The organism is Lacrimispora sphenoides (genome assembly GCF_900105215.1).
GTDB lineage: Bacteria > Bacillota > Clostridia > Lachnospirales > Lachnospiraceae > Lacrimispora > Lacrimispora sphenoides_A.
In genome coordinates this window covers 354,155-370,440 of record NZ_FOIP01000002.1, presented here as the reverse complement: position 1 = coordinate 370,440, position 16,286 = coordinate 354,155, and the positions used below count along the sequence as shown (strand labels likewise).

General features: G+C 42.1%; 22 protein-coding genes. 1 reads left to right on the top strand and 21 read right to left on the bottom strand.

The genetic code is table 11. The annotated features are described in order from the left end of the window. Window position 1: 1 nt before the first annotated feature. The 19 genes from BMW45_RS18470 to BMW45_RS18380 all read right to left on the bottom strand — a co-directional run bounded on the left by BMW45_RS18470 (window position 2) and on the right by BMW45_RS18380 (window position 13,257). Window positions 2-1,453: a phage tail sheath family protein gene (locus BMW45_RS18470; RefSeq protein WP_092247434.1), complete on the bottom strand. Its 1,452-nt coding sequence runs from the start codon at window positions 1,451-1,453 to the stop codon at window positions 2-4. A 6-nt stretch (window positions 1,454-1,459) separates the two neighbouring features. Then, the gene (locus BMW45_RS18465) at window positions 1,460-1,777 is read right to left on the bottom strand and encodes a hypothetical protein (RefSeq protein WP_092247431.1); all 318 of its coding nucleotides are present in this window, start codon (window positions 1,775-1,777) and stop codon (window positions 1,460-1,462) included. Further along, complete coding sequence (locus BMW45_RS18460; protein ID WP_092247428.1) at window positions 1,774-2,316, bottom strand: hypothetical protein; 543 nt, start codon at window positions 2,314-2,316, stop codon at window positions 1,774-1,776. Before BMW45_RS18460 ends, BMW45_RS18465 begins: the two co-directional genes overlap by 4 nt. Beyond that, window positions 2,316-2,906 (bottom strand): hypothetical protein, encoded by a 591-nt coding sequence (locus BMW45_RS18455; protein WP_092247425.1) that lies wholly within the window; start codon window positions 2,904-2,906, stop codon window positions 2,316-2,318. Before BMW45_RS18455 ends, BMW45_RS18460 begins: the two co-directional genes overlap by 1 nt. Next, entirely contained in the window at window positions 2,903-3,235 is a 333-nt protein-coding gene (locus BMW45_RS18450; RefSeq protein WP_092247421.1) for a hypothetical protein, read from the bottom strand. The genes BMW45_RS18455 and BMW45_RS18450 overlap by 4 nt, the downstream gene beginning before the upstream one ends. Beyond that, window positions 3,232-3,501, bottom strand: a complete 270-nt coding sequence (locus BMW45_RS18445) for a hypothetical protein (protein ID WP_092247418.1) — start codon at window positions 3,499-3,501, stop codon at window positions 3,232-3,234. The genes BMW45_RS18450 and BMW45_RS18445 overlap by 4 nt, the downstream gene beginning before the upstream one ends. 4 nt (window positions 3,502-3,505) lie before the next feature. Then, window positions 3,506-3,835: a DUF2190 family protein gene (locus tag BMW45_RS18440; RefSeq protein ID WP_092247415.1), complete on the bottom strand. Its 330-nt coding sequence runs from the start codon at window positions 3,833-3,835 to the stop codon at window positions 3,506-3,508. Between the two features lie 23 nt (window positions 3,836-3,858). After that, on the bottom strand, window positions 3,859-5,379 hold the full coding sequence (locus tag BMW45_RS18435; RefSeq protein WP_092247412.1) for a phage major capsid protein: 1,521 nt from the start codon (window positions 5,377-5,379) through the stop codon (window positions 3,859-3,861). Further along, window positions 5,376-6,026: an HK97 family phage prohead protease gene (locus BMW45_RS18430; RefSeq protein WP_330390817.1), complete on the bottom strand. Its 651-nt coding sequence runs from the start codon at window positions 6,024-6,026 to the stop codon at window positions 5,376-5,378. The genes BMW45_RS18435 and BMW45_RS18430 overlap by 4 nt, the downstream gene beginning before the upstream one ends. Then, window positions 5,950-7,479 (bottom strand): phage portal protein, encoded by a 1,530-nt coding sequence (locus BMW45_RS18425; protein ID WP_092247409.1) that lies wholly within the window; start codon window positions 7,477-7,479, stop codon window positions 5,950-5,952. Before BMW45_RS18425 ends, BMW45_RS18430 begins: the two co-directional genes overlap by 77 nt. Window positions 7,480-7,484: 5 nt before the next feature. Next, window positions 7,485-7,721, bottom strand: a complete 237-nt coding sequence (locus BMW45_RS18420; RefSeq protein WP_092247406.1) for a peptidylprolyl isomerase — start codon at window positions 7,719-7,721, stop codon at window positions 7,485-7,487. A gap of 10 nt (window positions 7,722-7,731) precedes the next feature. Next, the gene (locus BMW45_RS18415) at window positions 7,732-9,576 is read right to left on the bottom strand and encodes a terminase gpA endonuclease subunit (RefSeq protein WP_092247403.1); all 1,845 of its coding nucleotides are present in this window, start codon (window positions 9,574-9,576) and stop codon (window positions 7,732-7,734) included. Continuing rightward, window positions 9,576-10,115 (bottom strand): DNA-packaging protein, encoded by a 540-nt coding sequence (locus tag BMW45_RS18410; protein ID WP_092247400.1) that lies wholly within the window; start codon window positions 10,113-10,115, stop codon window positions 9,576-9,578. Before BMW45_RS18410 ends, BMW45_RS18415 begins: the two co-directional genes overlap by 1 nt. Window positions 10,116-10,407: 292 nt before the next feature. Then, window positions 10,408-10,815, bottom strand: coding sequence for a type II toxin-antitoxin system HicB family antitoxin (locus tag BMW45_RS18405; RefSeq protein ID WP_092247397.1), 408 nt, complete (start codon window positions 10,813-10,815; stop codon window positions 10,408-10,410). A gap of 52 nt (window positions 10,816-10,867) precedes the next feature. Continuing rightward, entirely contained in the window at window positions 10,868-11,050 is a 183-nt protein-coding gene (locus tag BMW45_RS18400) for a type II toxin-antitoxin system HicA family toxin (protein WP_092247394.1), read from the bottom strand. A gap of 110 nt (window positions 11,051-11,160) precedes the next feature. Beyond that, window positions 11,161-11,922, bottom strand: a complete 762-nt coding sequence (locus tag BMW45_RS18395; RefSeq protein ID WP_092247391.1) for a DNA adenine methylase — start codon at window positions 11,920-11,922, stop codon at window positions 11,161-11,163. A gap of 157 nt (window positions 11,923-12,079) precedes the next feature. Then, window positions 12,080-12,598 (bottom strand): hypothetical protein, encoded by a 519-nt coding sequence (locus BMW45_RS18390; RefSeq protein ID WP_092247388.1) that lies wholly within the window; start codon window positions 12,596-12,598, stop codon window positions 12,080-12,082. Between the two features lie 3 nt (window positions 12,599-12,601). After that, entirely contained in the window at window positions 12,602-12,808 is a 207-nt protein-coding gene (locus BMW45_RS18385; RefSeq protein ID WP_092247385.1) for a hypothetical protein, read from the bottom strand. Between the two features lie 62 nt (window positions 12,809-12,870). Further along, window positions 12,871-13,257 carry a hypothetical protein gene (locus tag BMW45_RS18380; protein WP_143057065.1) on the bottom strand — a complete coding sequence of 129 codons (387 nt, stop codon included), beginning with the start codon at window positions 13,255-13,257 and terminating at the stop codon, window positions 12,871-12,873. 304 nt (window positions 13,258-13,561) lie between these two features. Here BMW45_RS18380 and BMW45_RS18370 point away from each other — a divergent pair, with 304 nt between their 5' ends. Then, a complete protein-coding gene (locus BMW45_RS18370) occupies window positions 13,562-15,310 on the top strand; it encodes a collagen-like domain-containing protein (protein WP_242883160.1) in 1,749 nt (582 codons plus the stop codon). A 399-nt stretch (window positions 15,311-15,709) separates the two neighbouring features. On the opposite strand, the gene BMW45_RS18365 is transcribed toward BMW45_RS18370, so the two are convergent. After that, a complete protein-coding gene (locus BMW45_RS18365) occupies window positions 15,710-15,994 on the bottom strand; it encodes a DUF3850 domain-containing protein (RefSeq protein ID WP_207649106.1) in 285 nt (94 codons plus the stop codon). A 34-nt stretch (window positions 15,995-16,028) separates the two neighbouring features. Next, entirely contained in the window at window positions 16,029-16,253 is a 225-nt protein-coding gene (locus BMW45_RS18360; protein WP_092247379.1) for a hypothetical protein, read from the bottom strand. Window positions 16,254-16,286 lie beyond the last annotated feature (33 nt).

Below are 16,286 nucleotides of genomic sequence, written 5' to 3'. Positions count from 1 at the left end.
ATTATTTACCTCCTAACGCTGTTTGGATAATTGTTGGATCAAACTCAATCTTGTTCAGGATGTATTCTGCAGGTGTCCAGAATGCAAGCTTAGTATAAAAAATAATTGCTCCGTTAAGGATTGATTCAATCGGATTGTCCTCTTCGCTAAAACTAATAGACCCGCCGGCAATATCTCCTGTCGATGTTAGACTGTTTAAATATAGATTCTCCGCATCTACAATAGCCTCAATCAAGCGGTAATTGGCTGAAGCATCACACTTTGCTCTATATGTAAGAATAAAACGATTCCGATACCAGCTCATCATCCTGCGGCAAGCAATCCAGCGGTCCTTCGGGTCAGATGATACAGGATATACCGCCGTATTATTTCCCCATGATCTCCAACCCCCATCATTGATCGCAGTTACTATACCGTTCGAATTAACGACCTCTGCCATGGCGGTATCTAACAAAATTTCGGTTCCATCAGATAGAACGGCTGCACTTACATTAAGAAGCTCATTTGATGGACTTTTTACCGGAATATCATTGTTCTTTGCATCAGTGTAAGCTGTCATAGCAGCCCAAATGGCGGAATATGCATAAATCTTCTTTCCTAACCTAAGTTTTGGCCAAAGAAGTATGGCGTGTTTGTTCGTAACAGCCATTTCTGATTTTGCATCTTTAAGCGCTGTATATACTTTTGTATTCACGGTATCCATATCAATTGCTGTTTCACAGGTAAATGCCCCGTTTATATCTTCTGTCTTAGCACACATAACCGCTGCCACTGTGGGATCCTGTGACCAGCCTGGTGCAATAAGGATTCCTGGTGTAAACCCGAACTTAGGATATACTTGCCGGATCAACTCCATACCGGTTTCCTTTCCGCTTGCCACATCATATCCGCCAATGATATCTGTTTCCGTGACCATAGACGGATCAATTTGATCTCCTGAAGCCTTAATCTTTGTCACTGTAGCGGTCTTTTGTGTTGATAGCAGGGTAATATCAATACCACCTGCCTGGTTAAATTCTGCGATATAATCCACATTTGCTTCAAGGCTGCCTTCTGCTTGATCCTTAATTTGAAGAGTTTTAATGATAATACCTGTATCTTCAATCATGGCTTTCTTTGCCACGACAGCAATATCATCTTTTGTATATGCTTTCTTGTGCTTTGATGGATCCAGAACATTGATAAATACTACCGGTGCAACAGAAAACACACGAAAGCTGGCATCCATTGACTGGCAAAGCGTATAATTTTTAAAATCATCACTATAACCCAGCTGCCTCTGAGCCTCCGGAAAGCTATAGGCAATAATAGGTACGTTTGCCACCGCTGCAGGATCCTCCGCCATATTCACAGGCGCTGTCCCTACAACTACCTGAAGCCCTGCCGTACCTTTTATAGGGATTGTGATCTGTGTATCAATTTCTTGAGTAGAAATACGATGATTGTATCCCATTTGATTTTATTCTCCTTTCCTATATTTTTCTGCCAGATCATAAAATTTGTTCAGTGCAGAATTCTGATCAGCTAATTCTTTTCCCGCCTCTACAAGCCTTGACAGAGGCACCACCAGCTCAGTGATTACAGGAACATCTTTTATGGCATCTTGCAACATTAGAGGCAAATCCCCACTAAAAACAGTACCACTTGTCACACCTTTTAAAGTTGGACCCAAATAAATCCTGGCCTCTTTTTCCAACGATCCCTTTGTTTCCGTTTTTAGTGGTTTGACATCTGTGGTTACGATTTCATTTTCCACTGCTTTATCTACATTTTTCATAAAAACTTATTCTCCCTTCTATATCCCATAAATTTAAAACTTATGCCTATTCCCCCAAAAAAATGAGGGTATGTATCTTCTTCCTGCAACGCCCATTCAAATTCTCCAGTACAGGTATACTGGCTGTCCAATATAGGGTCAACCGCAAATCTGGAATATATCCTTTGAAAGAGGTTCAATATTTCCCGGTGTCCCTGATTGCTAACATCATCATTAAAAATTCCAAAGCAAACCACAACCTGTATTGCCTGTTGTTCATTTATCCCCGGTATATTTCCACCTTCGATTTTGACAATGCACCATGGACATTTAAAAATAGGCTCCTCTATCTGGCTCCCCTGGTATTCTATGTTACTAAAATCTTTACTCTCTGCCGTGCTTTCTAAAACCGGAATAGGAAGAGATTGTACAAAGACCTCCAATTTAACCAATTCCTGGCTTTTAGGCGAATGAAATAACATATCACCTGTGATCTTTTTAATCTCATTAACAAGTGCTTCTTGTAAGAAAAGTGGTGTTCTCGCTCTTGTTGATTCCATTACCTACCACCCCCCAATACTTTTGACATGATTTTCCCTAACTCTTCGTGAAGTAGTTCTGTAACTTCATCTGGTTTGTATACCTTTTCCCCTCCAATCATCTTCATGTATGAAGGGCCTAATAGTTTCTTAAGTTTCTCTTTCTTTGGATTGCTTTTCATTTTCGCACCTTGCACACGCTGCACAACTGCTTGATGTCCGCTTTTAAACCGAACCACAAACGCTTTTCCAGATGTTCCTTCCAGTGTTTTTGACGCTCCTCTTAAAACATTACCCTGCATAGTCCTGGTAGCCACAAGACTTGATACATGGAATTCTTTAATTTCATGCACAGTGGAACTAAATCGAATAACAGTAGTTGGGTTTTTAACCTGACCTTTTATGATCTCAGAAGCCGATTTTATACGCTCCTGGCGGGCCACTTCTCCAACATAGGTTTTTCCTGCTCGCTTGATAAGTAGCCGCTGTGCCCGTTTTGCAGTATTATTTACTGCTGTCTTAAGTACGGATTCTTCTGATTTCTCAACATCCCGCATAGAACGGATTATTTTAGAGTAATCGTCCTTATTTAATTCGATTTTTATATTCATGCTTTTAAGTACCCTAATGTGATAGAATATATCCCATCCTCATCAACTGCATCTACAATCCGCCATTTGGTGTTATCCACGATCAGTAGACCACCAATTCCAGGCAACCTTCCGAAATCACTCTTTGAAACATAAAGGAGTATCCGTCTTTCATACACACCATCAATACGCCCATGTTCAGCCTGCTTTTTACTACGTTCCGTAATTTCTGTCTCATCAATAATAACCGGCATCTCTCTTCCACCGACTGTATGCAGTTCTCCGAATTCTTCCGGATTCATAAACACAGCTTTGATATCAGCAGACAGCAGTTCCTTGAAACTTTTCACTTCCTGCGCCTCCCCTCAGTTACCGGCACTCTTCCAACTAAATTCTCATCCAATTCAGAATTTACAGCAGTACCAGTAAGCCCGGATTGCGCCATTACTCTCCGGGCTTTTGTTACCTTCGTTTCTACTGTTTCATCACTATCTTCGAATGTAGCACTTCCGCAATCAATCCATACTTCCTGCATATCTGTGCCAATTGGAAGCTCATCACCTGGATAGTACTGCATATTTCGATAAAGAATATGGCTTACTGCGATCAGCTTCATTTCTTTAACCCAACAGTTTTACGATAATAGAATTGTCCCCTGCTGCCGCATCTGCTGCCGCATACCCTGCCGGTGTATCTGTCCCAGCCGTTGCAGTGATGCCTGTCCCATCAAAAAACACAAGCGTTCCCATTGTGATTTCATTTGCATCTGTTTTTGTGATTTCAAATACACCGGTCATATGTATGGTTCCCATCTCTCCCGGTAGGATATCTCCGCCAATTACTCCAATCCTGCTTTTTAATGCAACAACCGTTCCTGCATCAATCGTCTTTGTCGTAGTGTTGCTGTAATCTAATGATTCCCCACGTTGCCAGTAAGTTGCTTTGCTCATCTAAATTCTCCTCTCTTCAAAAATTAAACAATTGGTGTGCCTGGATTTTTGGCAATTCCTCGGAAGTCACGAACTGCAATACCCCAGTCCAAATACATATCCCATACAAATCCCAGGGTCCCTGGAGCTTCCATTCTTCTTACAATCGGCGTTTCCTGACCATTCAGATAATCAACCTGGATTGACTTTGCGCTCATTGCATTCGCAACCATAAACCATGGTGCAGCACCAGCACCAGCCAAGACATTGAGAACAGGAGTCTGTACAATTTTCAGCGGATAGTTGTACAGTGGATTAATGTCGTTATCGTTGGTTCCAGTTACCTGTGCAGAACGCAAAATAACTGCCAAGTCAAACTCATATCCAACCGGAACAATAATGTGTTGAGGTGTGATATAGATTGCCTCTCCAAACTGATCAGTCTGTTTCTGCATTTGTAAAATTATTGCTTGGATAGCTGCTTGAGAAGGTTTCGCTCCAGTTGTAATTAAATTTTTGTGTTTGTTGTCAAATAGGTTTACTCCGTCAAATATTTTTCCATTGTTAAACAGTAAGCTGTAAACCTGCTTATCAATGGTTTTCTTTGCTCTCGTTGCATATAATCCTGGAATCTCTGTCAAGAATCCAATATCGTCATTGATGAATGCCTGCCGGGTCATGCTAAACTGTCGGCCATAAGTACCTAATTTACGTTTTGGAAGCAGCTGGGTTTCAGGTGTATCCGCCTTTAATTCCCCGTTTTCTGGTACAAGTAAAAAGTCTCCTGCTCCACCGATTACATACTCATGATCACTGGTTTCCTTAAAGTCTTTCAAGCTACCTTTTGTGGTCCAGGCCTGGAAAGTTGTAGGAACCTGATTATATAGCTGAACAATGCTTTTTTTAATGGTGTTATCCAGAATAGCCGGAAATGCGGCTGTCGGGTTATAAAACTGCCGGCATAAATTGTTATACATATCTGTAGGATCCATTCTTAATAGGGTTCTGACATCCTCCCCTTCCCTGGATAAACATTCTACAGCCAAGTCCCTCATGCTCATGCTGCGCATCTGAGTTGCCCCATCTGTAGGAGCAATGACTGCAATCCCTGACCGCATCAATAGAGCATCAGAAGCACGTTCCCGGAACTTGTCTCCTTCATCTGCGGTAACACGCACACCCACCGGGCCATTGGTTTTCTTCAGCTGATCAAGTACTGCTGTTCTTACTGCTTCCATACTGCTTCCATTCCTAATATATTCATCAGGAGAAATTTCGAAATTTCGGCATAAGCTTGTAATATCTGCTGTCCTCTTCCGTTCTGCTTCGATTGCTCTTTGTGCTGCCTGATCTGGAGTAATACCGTTTGCAGGTCTTTCTATTCCCGTGTTTTCGGTACTTCTCTGGCTTGCTGATTCTCCTCCCCCAGCACCGGCTTCCATCTGATCCAGTTCTCTTTGCAGATTGTCAAATTCTGCTTTTTCTTCATTGGTCAGGTCTCTGTGTTCAGTTTTTGCAGTACTTAAAATCTCTTGCTGCCGTTCCATAATTTGTTTTCTTGTCATAATTCCCTCCTGAATTTATTTTTATTTATTTGAAGCTGCCTGCTATAAAAGTCCAGCATTCTTCCATTTGTAATATAAGTTGCGTTTTCAAATTCACGTCCAACTCCCACGGTTGGATCTGCTGGTACTGAAACAATTGATATCTCAAACGGTGTCCATCTTTTTGCGATATCACATGGACCGGTAAACCTCCCGTCTGCAGACTTTTTCCCTGGCATTACCTCTTCCCATGACTCCACAACATATCCCACAGATACACCTTTTAGTGTTCCGCTCTGAACCTTCTTGTAAATGATATCTGATGCTTCATCATCATCAAATTTTACTTTTGCGTAACATCTGCTGCCATCATTCGATGAATCAATTATCTTTCCAATCACCTTATCCCGGTTATGGTTAAATAAAACACAACCAATGCTGTTAATTCTGTTTAAATCCACACACCCTTCTGAATGATCCAGGACTTCTACTCCCCACCATCGGCCATATGGTTCTTCAGATGAAAATGAAAGTTCAACCGTTCGTTCCTCACCCTCCACAGAACGTATAGAAGCAGCCGGAAGTGAACGGTTAAGATTTTCCCTTATTTCCGTCTGCTTCTGCTGTATCTGGCTCCTTGACAGGTTCTGTTTTGCTGTTATTTCCAAATATTACACCTCCCATATCAATTCCTTTTTCTTTTCCATACTCTATTATTTCAACCATTTCATTGATTTGCTCTTTCCAGTCTTTTCCGTTTTCTGATGCCATATCAGCCCATGTTTTTTGTCCGGTGTTGAGAGCCGTTTTATTTGCATTCGTCTCTTTTAGTGGATCAATCCAGCGCTTAGGCGCCTGTATCCAGCTATGATCCAGGTAAATTTCTTTCTTTTCCCAAAAATCCTTAATATTGATTTTGCCTGCGAGTACCAAAGATATAAGAAAGCTCTCATAAATTTCAGTCATGACTTCCATCAGTAGGCTTTTTTCTTCCGCATAGGTTAACTCATCTTCGATCAGTCCCTGCCTGGCAGAACTATAGTTACTTTCTGACATGTCCCTGCTGATTGTCTCATAGCTTAATCCTTGTCCTGACCCAACTAAGCGTATTTCCTGCTTAATATAGGCAGTTGCATCTGTTGCCTGACCGCTTGGATTTACAACCTGTGCTTCATCACCTTTGTTAAGGTACTGAATCATACCAGGAGTTAATGTTTTCCCTTGATAATCGTATGTTTTGTCATCTTTTCCTGATGATCCTATTGCTCCTCCTCTACCAACTCCGATCCCAGAAGGCGGCAGCTCTCGCTTTATAAATACAGATAAGCAAGACAATATTCTTTCCTTTACCGATACAGCCCTCATAAATTCGTTCGAATCACGTATCCTTGTGATCGTAGGAGTCATATCAGACATTTCCCGAACCTGTGACGGTCTTGTTTTTGTAAAATAAAATATAATATCTTTTGCTTCTATATAAACTGGTTCCGTTATGATTGTCCCATCAAGACTGTATTGTCGGATAAAGTAACCAACTGGGCGGCTGTGTGAATTATATTCTATGCCTCCAACCACCCGATTTCCTTGGTTTTTAGGTGTTATCGCAGTAAGATCTAATTCATCGACTTCTAAAGCCTGAAGTTTAAATGGTATAAATCCTTCGGAAGTATAGCGTTTTAAAAAAATAATTCCTCCATCAATTTTTTTCCGTTGAATAGCCATCCGCATCATGGATTGAAAGCTCTGTGTCCCTGTAACATCACAATTCTGCTTCTTACACCATATCTTCCATAGCTTTTCAATCTGTGTATTCAGTTTTTCATCGCTGCAGTTTGCCCTCAATCGGTATCCGGCTCCATAGACATTTCGTTTATATGCTCCTGTTACTGCATTCATAATATCCGAATTGCGTTCCAGGTCCCTAGCCCTTGCCCTAACCGTATCCCTACTATACCGGTCTGTCATTTCAGCAGATTCATTAAATACCCGCCAGTTTGAGTTGATCCGGTCATATCCAGCAGCATCATAATTCTTGTATTCCTCTAAGGCTTTTCGATACGCCTCTCTTCTGTATCCTGCTTCAGGTGATATCCAGCCTATGGTTTTATCAAGCCAGTTCATATGAATTACCTCCCATCAAATACAGCTACTACCGTATCCGGAAATAGGTGATTTTCTTCCTTTCCGACAATTTGAGCCTGAAGCTTCAACTGCATGTCATATAGCAAATCTAAATTTGCTCTGGTAAGCTGCCGAGTACCGATTTTATATGATTGACCACCTTTTAAAATTGCATAGATGGCTTCATTGACAACTGCCAGTTGTTCTTCTGGTTGACCGAATAACTTGATACTATCTGCCATATAATCCTCCTTATATCCAATTTTCCTGTTGTTCTATCCATGTTTCCTCCGGCGTATATTCTGTGTTTTCAGTTGGATTCTGCTGCTGTTCTGTATCACCCTCTAAATGCAGCCTTCTGACCCCAAGAATTTCAGCTGCCGCCATGTTATAAACTTCGCAATCTAGATAATGGTTATCTCCATGTGATTTTTTTAATACCCACTGGATCCGCTTTGCTCCATTTGCTGCTTTTACCATGACTTTGTGCTCAGATGTCACCTGAGATGCATATTCTTCATCACACCCTTTATACACCATCCAACTTCCGGTACCATTTTCCCTTTGCATACGTGCCATGATAGAGTCCTTAAACTGGCCTCCATCTATTAAGACAAGTTGCATTCCAAACGCTTTAGAATTCGCTTTATCCACTTTGCTGATCTTATATCTATCCCTCATTGGGTTTGATGCGCCTTTACACGGTAATGCCCAATCAGAATTATTTACGCAGAAGTCATATGTATCATCCGGCTGATACCCGGAATCTATCAACGCAAGATTAACTATCATCTTTCTGCCATCTTGCGTATTCCATTCTGTATTCATGATACTTTCTATGTCAGCAAATGACAGGACCTGACCATGTGTTATATTCTGACTAGTAGTAAAATCTCCCCAAGCTCTGACCGAATAATAGAGGCTAGTTTCCTGCACATCGACACCTGCAGTTATCAATTTTGCCCATTCTGGAATTATCATTTCCGGCAAATCTGTCTGACGTTCAAGCACTAACTCACTAGAAGTTTTAAGCTTCGTATCTTCCCATGGTTCTCCAAGCCATGAGTTTACAAAGTTCTGCAGCAATTCTGGATCATCTTTTGATTTTATAAATTCTTCTGCAATATCGGCCCAAGTTAAGAAGCGGCTATATAGGGAACTTATCCAGAAACCAAGTGTTTTAGGTCTTCCAATTCCACGTTTTTTTACAGTTTGCCAATGCCCTTCTCGTAGCATTTTAGGTTTATCTTTATCTTCAATAAAACAACCGCACTTCTGGCAAACATATCGTGCGGTTTTAGCTCTATCATATGGACTTAATCTTTTTTCTTCATCCTTATCAAATTTGATCTGTTCCCACAATAGTTCTATCATTTCGCCACAATGAGGACACGGTACATAATAATGCTTTACTTCATCCGCTTCATCGTGCAGTTTCCAGATGTGGTTCGTTGCCAGTGTTGGAGTAGAACAGGCGTATACTTTGCTTTGGGATTTATATGTTTTAACTCGCTCCATAGCAAGGTTGTAAGGTGATGCCTCTTTTTTAGATGCACCTCCAATTTTATCTATTTCATCAAAGAAAAGATATTTTATAGCTTTTGATGCCAGTTTTGAAGGTGATCCGGCACCACGCAAATACAATACCATGGTTTTAAATTTCAATCTCAATTCTTTTGATGCATTTTCCATGAATACCCTTTTTATTTGCGGAACCAAATTAAAAGCAGGTTTAAGCTTATCATTTGATATATCCTTTGCCAGATCATCAGAAGGGTATACAACCATTGTTGGAGCGGGGCTTTTATCAATAATATACATAAGCATATTTATGAGAACCTCTGTACCGCCAAGCTGAGATCCTTTACAGAGATATATTTCCCGGATATAGTCATCGTTTAATGCATTCATGATCCCTATAAGATATGGCGTTACATCATTTGACCATCTCCCCGATAAGTTACTGGATTCATCAAGTATTCGATATTTTTCCGCCCACTGGCTGACTGTCAGTTCTTCTGATTTTTTTAGACTTTTTCTTATAACCCGGCGAAAAAGATTTGCTGTTTTCTTTCGTTCCCTTGCCCCACGTGACATTAATCATCACCCCATTCTTCTTCCCCCTCTTCTTCTTCAGCTTCCTCAATATTATCCAGATCGGTCCGCCCTAAACCGTCTATTTCATCGGGATTATATTCAGATAGTTCTTCTAAGGCATCTGACAAATTTTTTCTTAAAACTTGTGTCATTTGATTTACGTCATCCATTCCGCTTAATTCCATTGATATTTTCTCCGGTAGTGAGAGAATGCGATTTCTGAAATGAATCAACATATCAGATAAAAAAGCTTCAACATTTGTTGCAGTATGAAGTTCCCGGCGTAATGCTCTCAGCCTTAAAAGTGATATCTGTTTCTTCACTTCCTCATGTTCCGCCTGCACTTCCTCTTTTGTAACAGATGTCCTCCTGCCCATTTCCGCATTTATCTTGAAATTTATATACTCTTGGATGCACTTTTCTAAGTTGTACCCTCTCCCATTTTGCAATGTATTAAACAGACCTTCTTTACTAAGGTTTCTTACTTGGCGGCTTGATATTCCAAGACATTGTGCTAATTCCTTTTGATTTACTTCCAATCTATTTCATGCCTCCTTTCGGTATCAGCTCGGCTCCGATGCCCAACACAGAAAAAGCGGAAGGAAGTCACCTATTTTTTTTGCCTTTATAGCCAAAAATACTGCGCCTTCCTCGCCCCGCATAGGGGCCTACCCCCTGGAAAGTACCTTTTGTAAAATTCTGACAATTTAATTTATTTTCTCTTAATTTCATTAGCTGATTACATTTCATGCAATATAAAAGCATCGATTTTTACCGATGCCTATAGAAAAAGCGCCCAGATAACTGAGCGCCCGAAATGAGGTCTATTTACTACTGAATTGAGGACTGTACCATTTTGCTTAGTGCTTCCTGTAAAACAGCTGAACAGCTTATATTATTTTCTTCTGCATAAGTATTAAGATATGCAGGAATCGTAAGGGTTTTCTTAACAGCCTTGTTTCCGTACTTTGCTGCATAGGAATCCATATCTAAAGCGATCAGATTCACAAACTGTTCATCTTCTATTTTTATTACTGCGAAATTTGAAGCTTCCGGAATTTTATGGCCTTCTTCCAGTTCCGTTAATAGCCAACCACTGGCAGCATCTTCTGCCATGAAAATGGCTTCTGCCATATCATCGCCTCCGGTTACACAACCCGGTAAGTCTGGAAACTCAACAACATAACCGCCACTTTTATCTTCATACGGTGTAAATACTGCTGGATATGCTAATTTCATTTTTTCCTCCTTTTTAGATTATCCGTTTTTTATTCGCAGGAATCAGGGCTTTTTACAGCCCTGCCTGCTTAAGTATTGACTTTACAACTGATGGGTTTATATCTTTCCCTTTATGTTCTGGTATTGTAACTTTTCCAGATTTAATAGGGTGTTTGTATTGGTGATGAGAACCAACTTGATTTACTTGATACCAACCATCTTGTAAAATCAGCTTTTCTACTTCTCTAAACCTCATCTCTGTCCTCCTTATGTTAAGTATAGCACGTATTACACGTATCGTCAAGCATTTATTACGTATTATACGTATAATACAAATATTAATCTCAACGGATTTTAAGGTTGCAATTAGAAATTTTTGATAATAAGCTCTTTATATTTTCGGCTTTCGCTCTTGGTAACAAGATTGTCCGCCCGTTCTGCCTCAACAAGCGTATACCCCTCATACAGCTCCCTGATCTGGGGGCAATCGTTATAGGACAAAACAAATTTGCCTTTAATGCCACCAAGGCACTCACGCAACCGGTTGTGATCCTCTGGATTAAAACGATCCGGATAATACTTTTCCGCTTCGTAATAAGGCGGATCTAAGTAAAACAAAGCATCTGGACGATCATATGTCTTTATTAACCGCTCAAAGTCCTGATTTTCAATAACAACTCGGTTCAGCCGGCTTGATACCTCTATGAGATAATCTACTGCCTTTTTAATATCAAGCGGACTTTTAGATGTAGCTCCAAAAGATTTCAGACTGGATCCAAAACTTTCTTTGATCATACAGAAAAATCTTGCTGCTCTCTGAATATCAGTCATGCCTCTTGTATTCCGGCTAAGCTCATCAAAAAACTGTTCCCTGGATACCAGCAGCCACTCCAGTTCCTTCTGTAAAGCTTCAGGGTGATGTTTTACGATTCGATATAAGTTGATCAACTCGCCGTTTGCGTCATTAAATACTTCCATAGGTGCATGTTTATCACTCGCAAACAACACCCAACCGGCTCCCCCAAATACCTCAATGTATCGTTTAAAGGAATCCGGATCTGGAAACTGCTCCAGGATCTTTTTGCGTAAAAGCTTTTTACCACCTATCCAACTTATGAAACTATTCATGCTACCATCTCCTTTTCAAATGATGATAACAAAATTCCTGTCGGGATTAAAAAAGGGCCTCCTGCTCGGAAGCCCAATTCCACACTATTAGTATAACACACCTTTTTCAAAACTTTTCCATTTGTTATCCATTTTTTTCCACTTCTTTCCACTTCTTTTAGCATGCACGCTTAAAATCCAACTGGTGTATTCTTTCAAACTTCGCCAAAGCCTCTCCATGTTTGTTTACTATGTACTTATATGTATACCCCATCTCGTAGGCCATTTTAGTAAAATCTCTTTCTCCTCTGACATATCTCCTATACAAAATATCAATATACAATTCGTTATTCAAATCATGTATTTGATCGATAATTTTGTTTTTAGTTTCAATGTACTTGATTATTTTATCTTTAATATCATTCTCTATTGTAACAATTCTAATAGCTTGTGTTTCAGTCTGTTTTCCGTTCGATCCAACAAAAGAGGTTTGAACTTTAACGCTTTCTGTTCCATCAGATTTAATTACAATTCCAATATTTTCTTTAATATCTTTAAATTCTTGCTTTTTCTGATTTATTTTAGTTGTCAGTTCTCCAAGTTGACTTAAATATTCTTTTGCAGTCAATGTATCGCCTCCCTGCCCTGCTGCCATGCCTGCCTTTTGCAGGCTATTCTTGCATTTGTTCAAACTCATTCTTTAAAGCTTCATGCTGCACCTTCTTACTTGTACTGCACAAGCTGGGCCTGTCCTTAAAGCCGGATCTAGACACAGGCTTGTATATGAATAAGCTGGCATTGTTGCACTGAAGGTATCAGCTTTAGATCCTTTAAGTATGTAATCTTGCTTCGCAGCCCTTGCGTGTTCCGTGGTTAGCATTACCGCATGCTCTTCTTTACTTCCCAATTTATCCCTCCTCTAAAAGTATTAATGTCTTGTGTTGCTGCCTGTTGCCTTTCATGAAGATTTCAGTTTGATTGATGTATTCTTGGTAATGGCATCCATGCCAATACTTCAACTCTTCTTCCAGTGCTGTCTTTAAATTCACCAGTTATTATATTAAACGTTCTTCGCTGTGCTGTACTTTGATACTTTTCAGTAGTGAGGAAACAGGGGCACATGTTATCCGAAATATCTTGTACCGTTGGCAGCCGTTCCGATATCGGAATCCACCGCTGTTCTTTCATGGCTTTTTCCGCTCTCGTAACTGCCGATTCTAACTCCGCAAATGAAGCAGAATCATATTTACAGGCATTGCCGACTTCCTCTCTTTTATGGCAAATGCTCTGGAAAATATTAATTTCCTTTCTTATCCTTGCATTCTTGACATCGTGCATGCCCGTTCTTTTTAACAATCCATCCTTGATCTTTAGCTATCTTTTTTAACCTTGAATTATAATTACCAGTGCCAGAAAAACCATCAAGAACGGTGCAACAATCGTCACAGACAATTTCATGCCATAGCATATAGTTACCTCTCCAGAATATCAGTTTAATACTTATTGAATATAATACATTAGGCGTCAAATTACGCTGTTAAATAATTTATAGGAGGGAGCTTTATGCAGCCTAAGGAAATTCAAGGAATGAATATATGCGATTGTGGTTGCACAAAAAAATGTTCATCAGATAGTTGCTCCAATCATGGAAATATAAAATGTGAACCTTGTACGTGCAAATGCTGTCGTTGTAAAGGACCAACCGGGCCTACTGGGCCTACTGGGCCTACTGGGCCTACTGGGCCTACTGGGCCTACCGGACCTACTGGTGCTCAGGGACCTACCGGGCCTACCGGACCTACTGGACCTACCGGACCTATCGGCCTTACCGGCGCTACTGGACCTACCGGACCTATCGGCCTTACCGGCGCTACTGGACCTACCGGACCTATCGGCGCTACTGGCGCTACTGGACCTACCGGACCTATCGGCCTTACCGGCGCTACTGGACCTACCGGACCTATCGGCGCTACTGGACCTATCGGCGCTACTGGACCTACCGGACCTATCGGCGCTACTGGACCTACCGGGCCTACCTATCGGCGCTACTGGACCTACCGGACCTATCGGCGCTACTGGACCTACTGGCGCTACTGGACCTACCGGGCCTACCGGCGCTACTGGCGCTACTGGCGCTACTGGACCTACCGGACCTATCGGCGCTACTGGCGCTACTGGCGCTACTGGACCTACCGGGCCTTCCGGCGCTACTGGACCTACCGGACCTATCGGCGCTACTGGCGCTACTGGACCTACTGGACCTACCGGGCCTACCGGCGCTACTGGACCTACCGGACCTATCGGCGCTACTGGCGCTACTGGCGCTACTGGCGCTACTGGCGCTACTGGACCTACCGGACCTATCGGCGCTACTGGCGCCACTGGCGCTACTGGACCTACCGGGCCTATCGGCGCTACTGGACCTACCGGACCTATCGGCGCTACTGGCGCTACTGGACCTACTGGACCTACCGGGCCTACCGGCGCTACTGGACCTACCGGACCTATCGGCGCTACTGGCGCTACTGGCGCTACTGGACCTACCGGACCTATCGGCGCTACTGGCGCTACTGGCGCTACTGGACCTACCGGGCCTATCGGCGCTACTGGACCTACCGGACCTATCGGCGCTACTGGCGCTACTGGCGCTACTGGCGCTACTGGCGCTACTGGACCTACCGGACCTATCGGCGCTACTGGCGCTACTGGACCTACCGGACCTATCGGCGCTACTGGACCTACTGGCGCTACTGGACCTACCGGGCCTACCGGCGCTACTGGACCTACCGGACCTATCGGCGCTACTGGACCTACCGGACCTATCGGCGCTACTGGACCTACTGGACCTATCGGCCTTACCGGCGCCACTGGACCTACTGGTGCCACAGGACCTACCGGCCTTACCGGCGCTACTGGACCTACCGGACCTATCGGCGCTACTGGACCGATAGGGCCTACCGGTGCCACAGGACCTACCGGACCTTCTGGTACCGCTGGTTTATCAGAATACGCTTATATCTACAATCTGGATGCTCAAGTTGTTGCTTTAGAGGCAGATATACTATTTAGTACCAATGGAATTATCGTCGGTACCATCACACATGCACCCGGAACATCCACTATCCAATTTGGTAGTGCTGGTGACTACGCGGTTTGGTTTTATGCAGCGGGTGTAGAGCCAAATCAATTTACTGTTTTTCAAAATGGAGCTCCCGTTGCTGGTGCAGTATATGGATCAGGAGCAGGTACCCAAGCGAATCCAGGGATGGTAATTATTACTGCTGCTGCATCCGATATCTTAACTATACGAAACCACACAAGTTCTGCTGCGGTTACGCTACAAACTTTGGCCGGAGGAACACAAGTAAATGCTAATGCTTCAGTATTGATTCAAAAGTTAAGCGCTTAGGAATATACGATTCATCAGACAGTGGATCAACCAAAGCAGCTGAACAAACCGTCGTCCAACTGCTTTGGTTAAATTGCATGCCCAATATCGGCCAGTCAATCCTTGTTTAAAGACAGTGGAAAAATTCAGCAACACGTAATATGATTGTGGAAAATAGTTATTTAAATCCTAATTAACAGCTTGTTCACGCTTTTTATGTAAACGCATATATTATTGTTACGAACAGATTATCAAACGTAGGGGAAATTCTTTGCACTTCTTTCAGAGAAAGAACACCTCATTATTACTTCTTCGCCCTAGTTCCTGATATGAAGTTCTACAGTACTTCCCGATCGTGATTGTAATGTACTCCAGGGGTGGAAATCATAGGTTTTCACCCCTTTTAGGTTAAACTTTGGTTTACCAGCCGAAAATACAATACCCGTCTTCCAGCCCATACTCTTTACAATCTTTGAGAACATAGGATATTACCCCAGCATACCACCTGCCTGTATAGGCCCAATTTTCATATTCTCTGAGTAAGAAAATATCTCCGGCTTGATAGTCCCTATCATTGAGCCTCAACTCAAAACATTTCTTTTCTGTCAAAACATCTTTGAAAAACAGAGGAAGTATTTTTAAATCATGCTTTGCTTCTCTTGATAGTTGCAACCGCATGGCTGGGGTTATTTCTGATTTTCTCATGTTTTGCCTCTCCCTTTCCTGCCGCCCTGGCAGCCTACTTTTGCACAATAGGTATAAACTGAAACATCCATGCTTCATCGTGTATCTCAATTATGTTCCCGTCCTCATTTATTGCTAACACAGTGATAAACTTCGGCTTATTAATCGTGTGCTTTTGATGTTCTTCCCAGTCCCCGTCAAAGCTTACTTCCTGCAAAGATATGGCATTAAGTACCTTCTCGCCATACACCACTTTGAATCTGCTTAAATCAATGTTCATTTATAATCACTGTCCTTTCTCCGTTAAACCCGC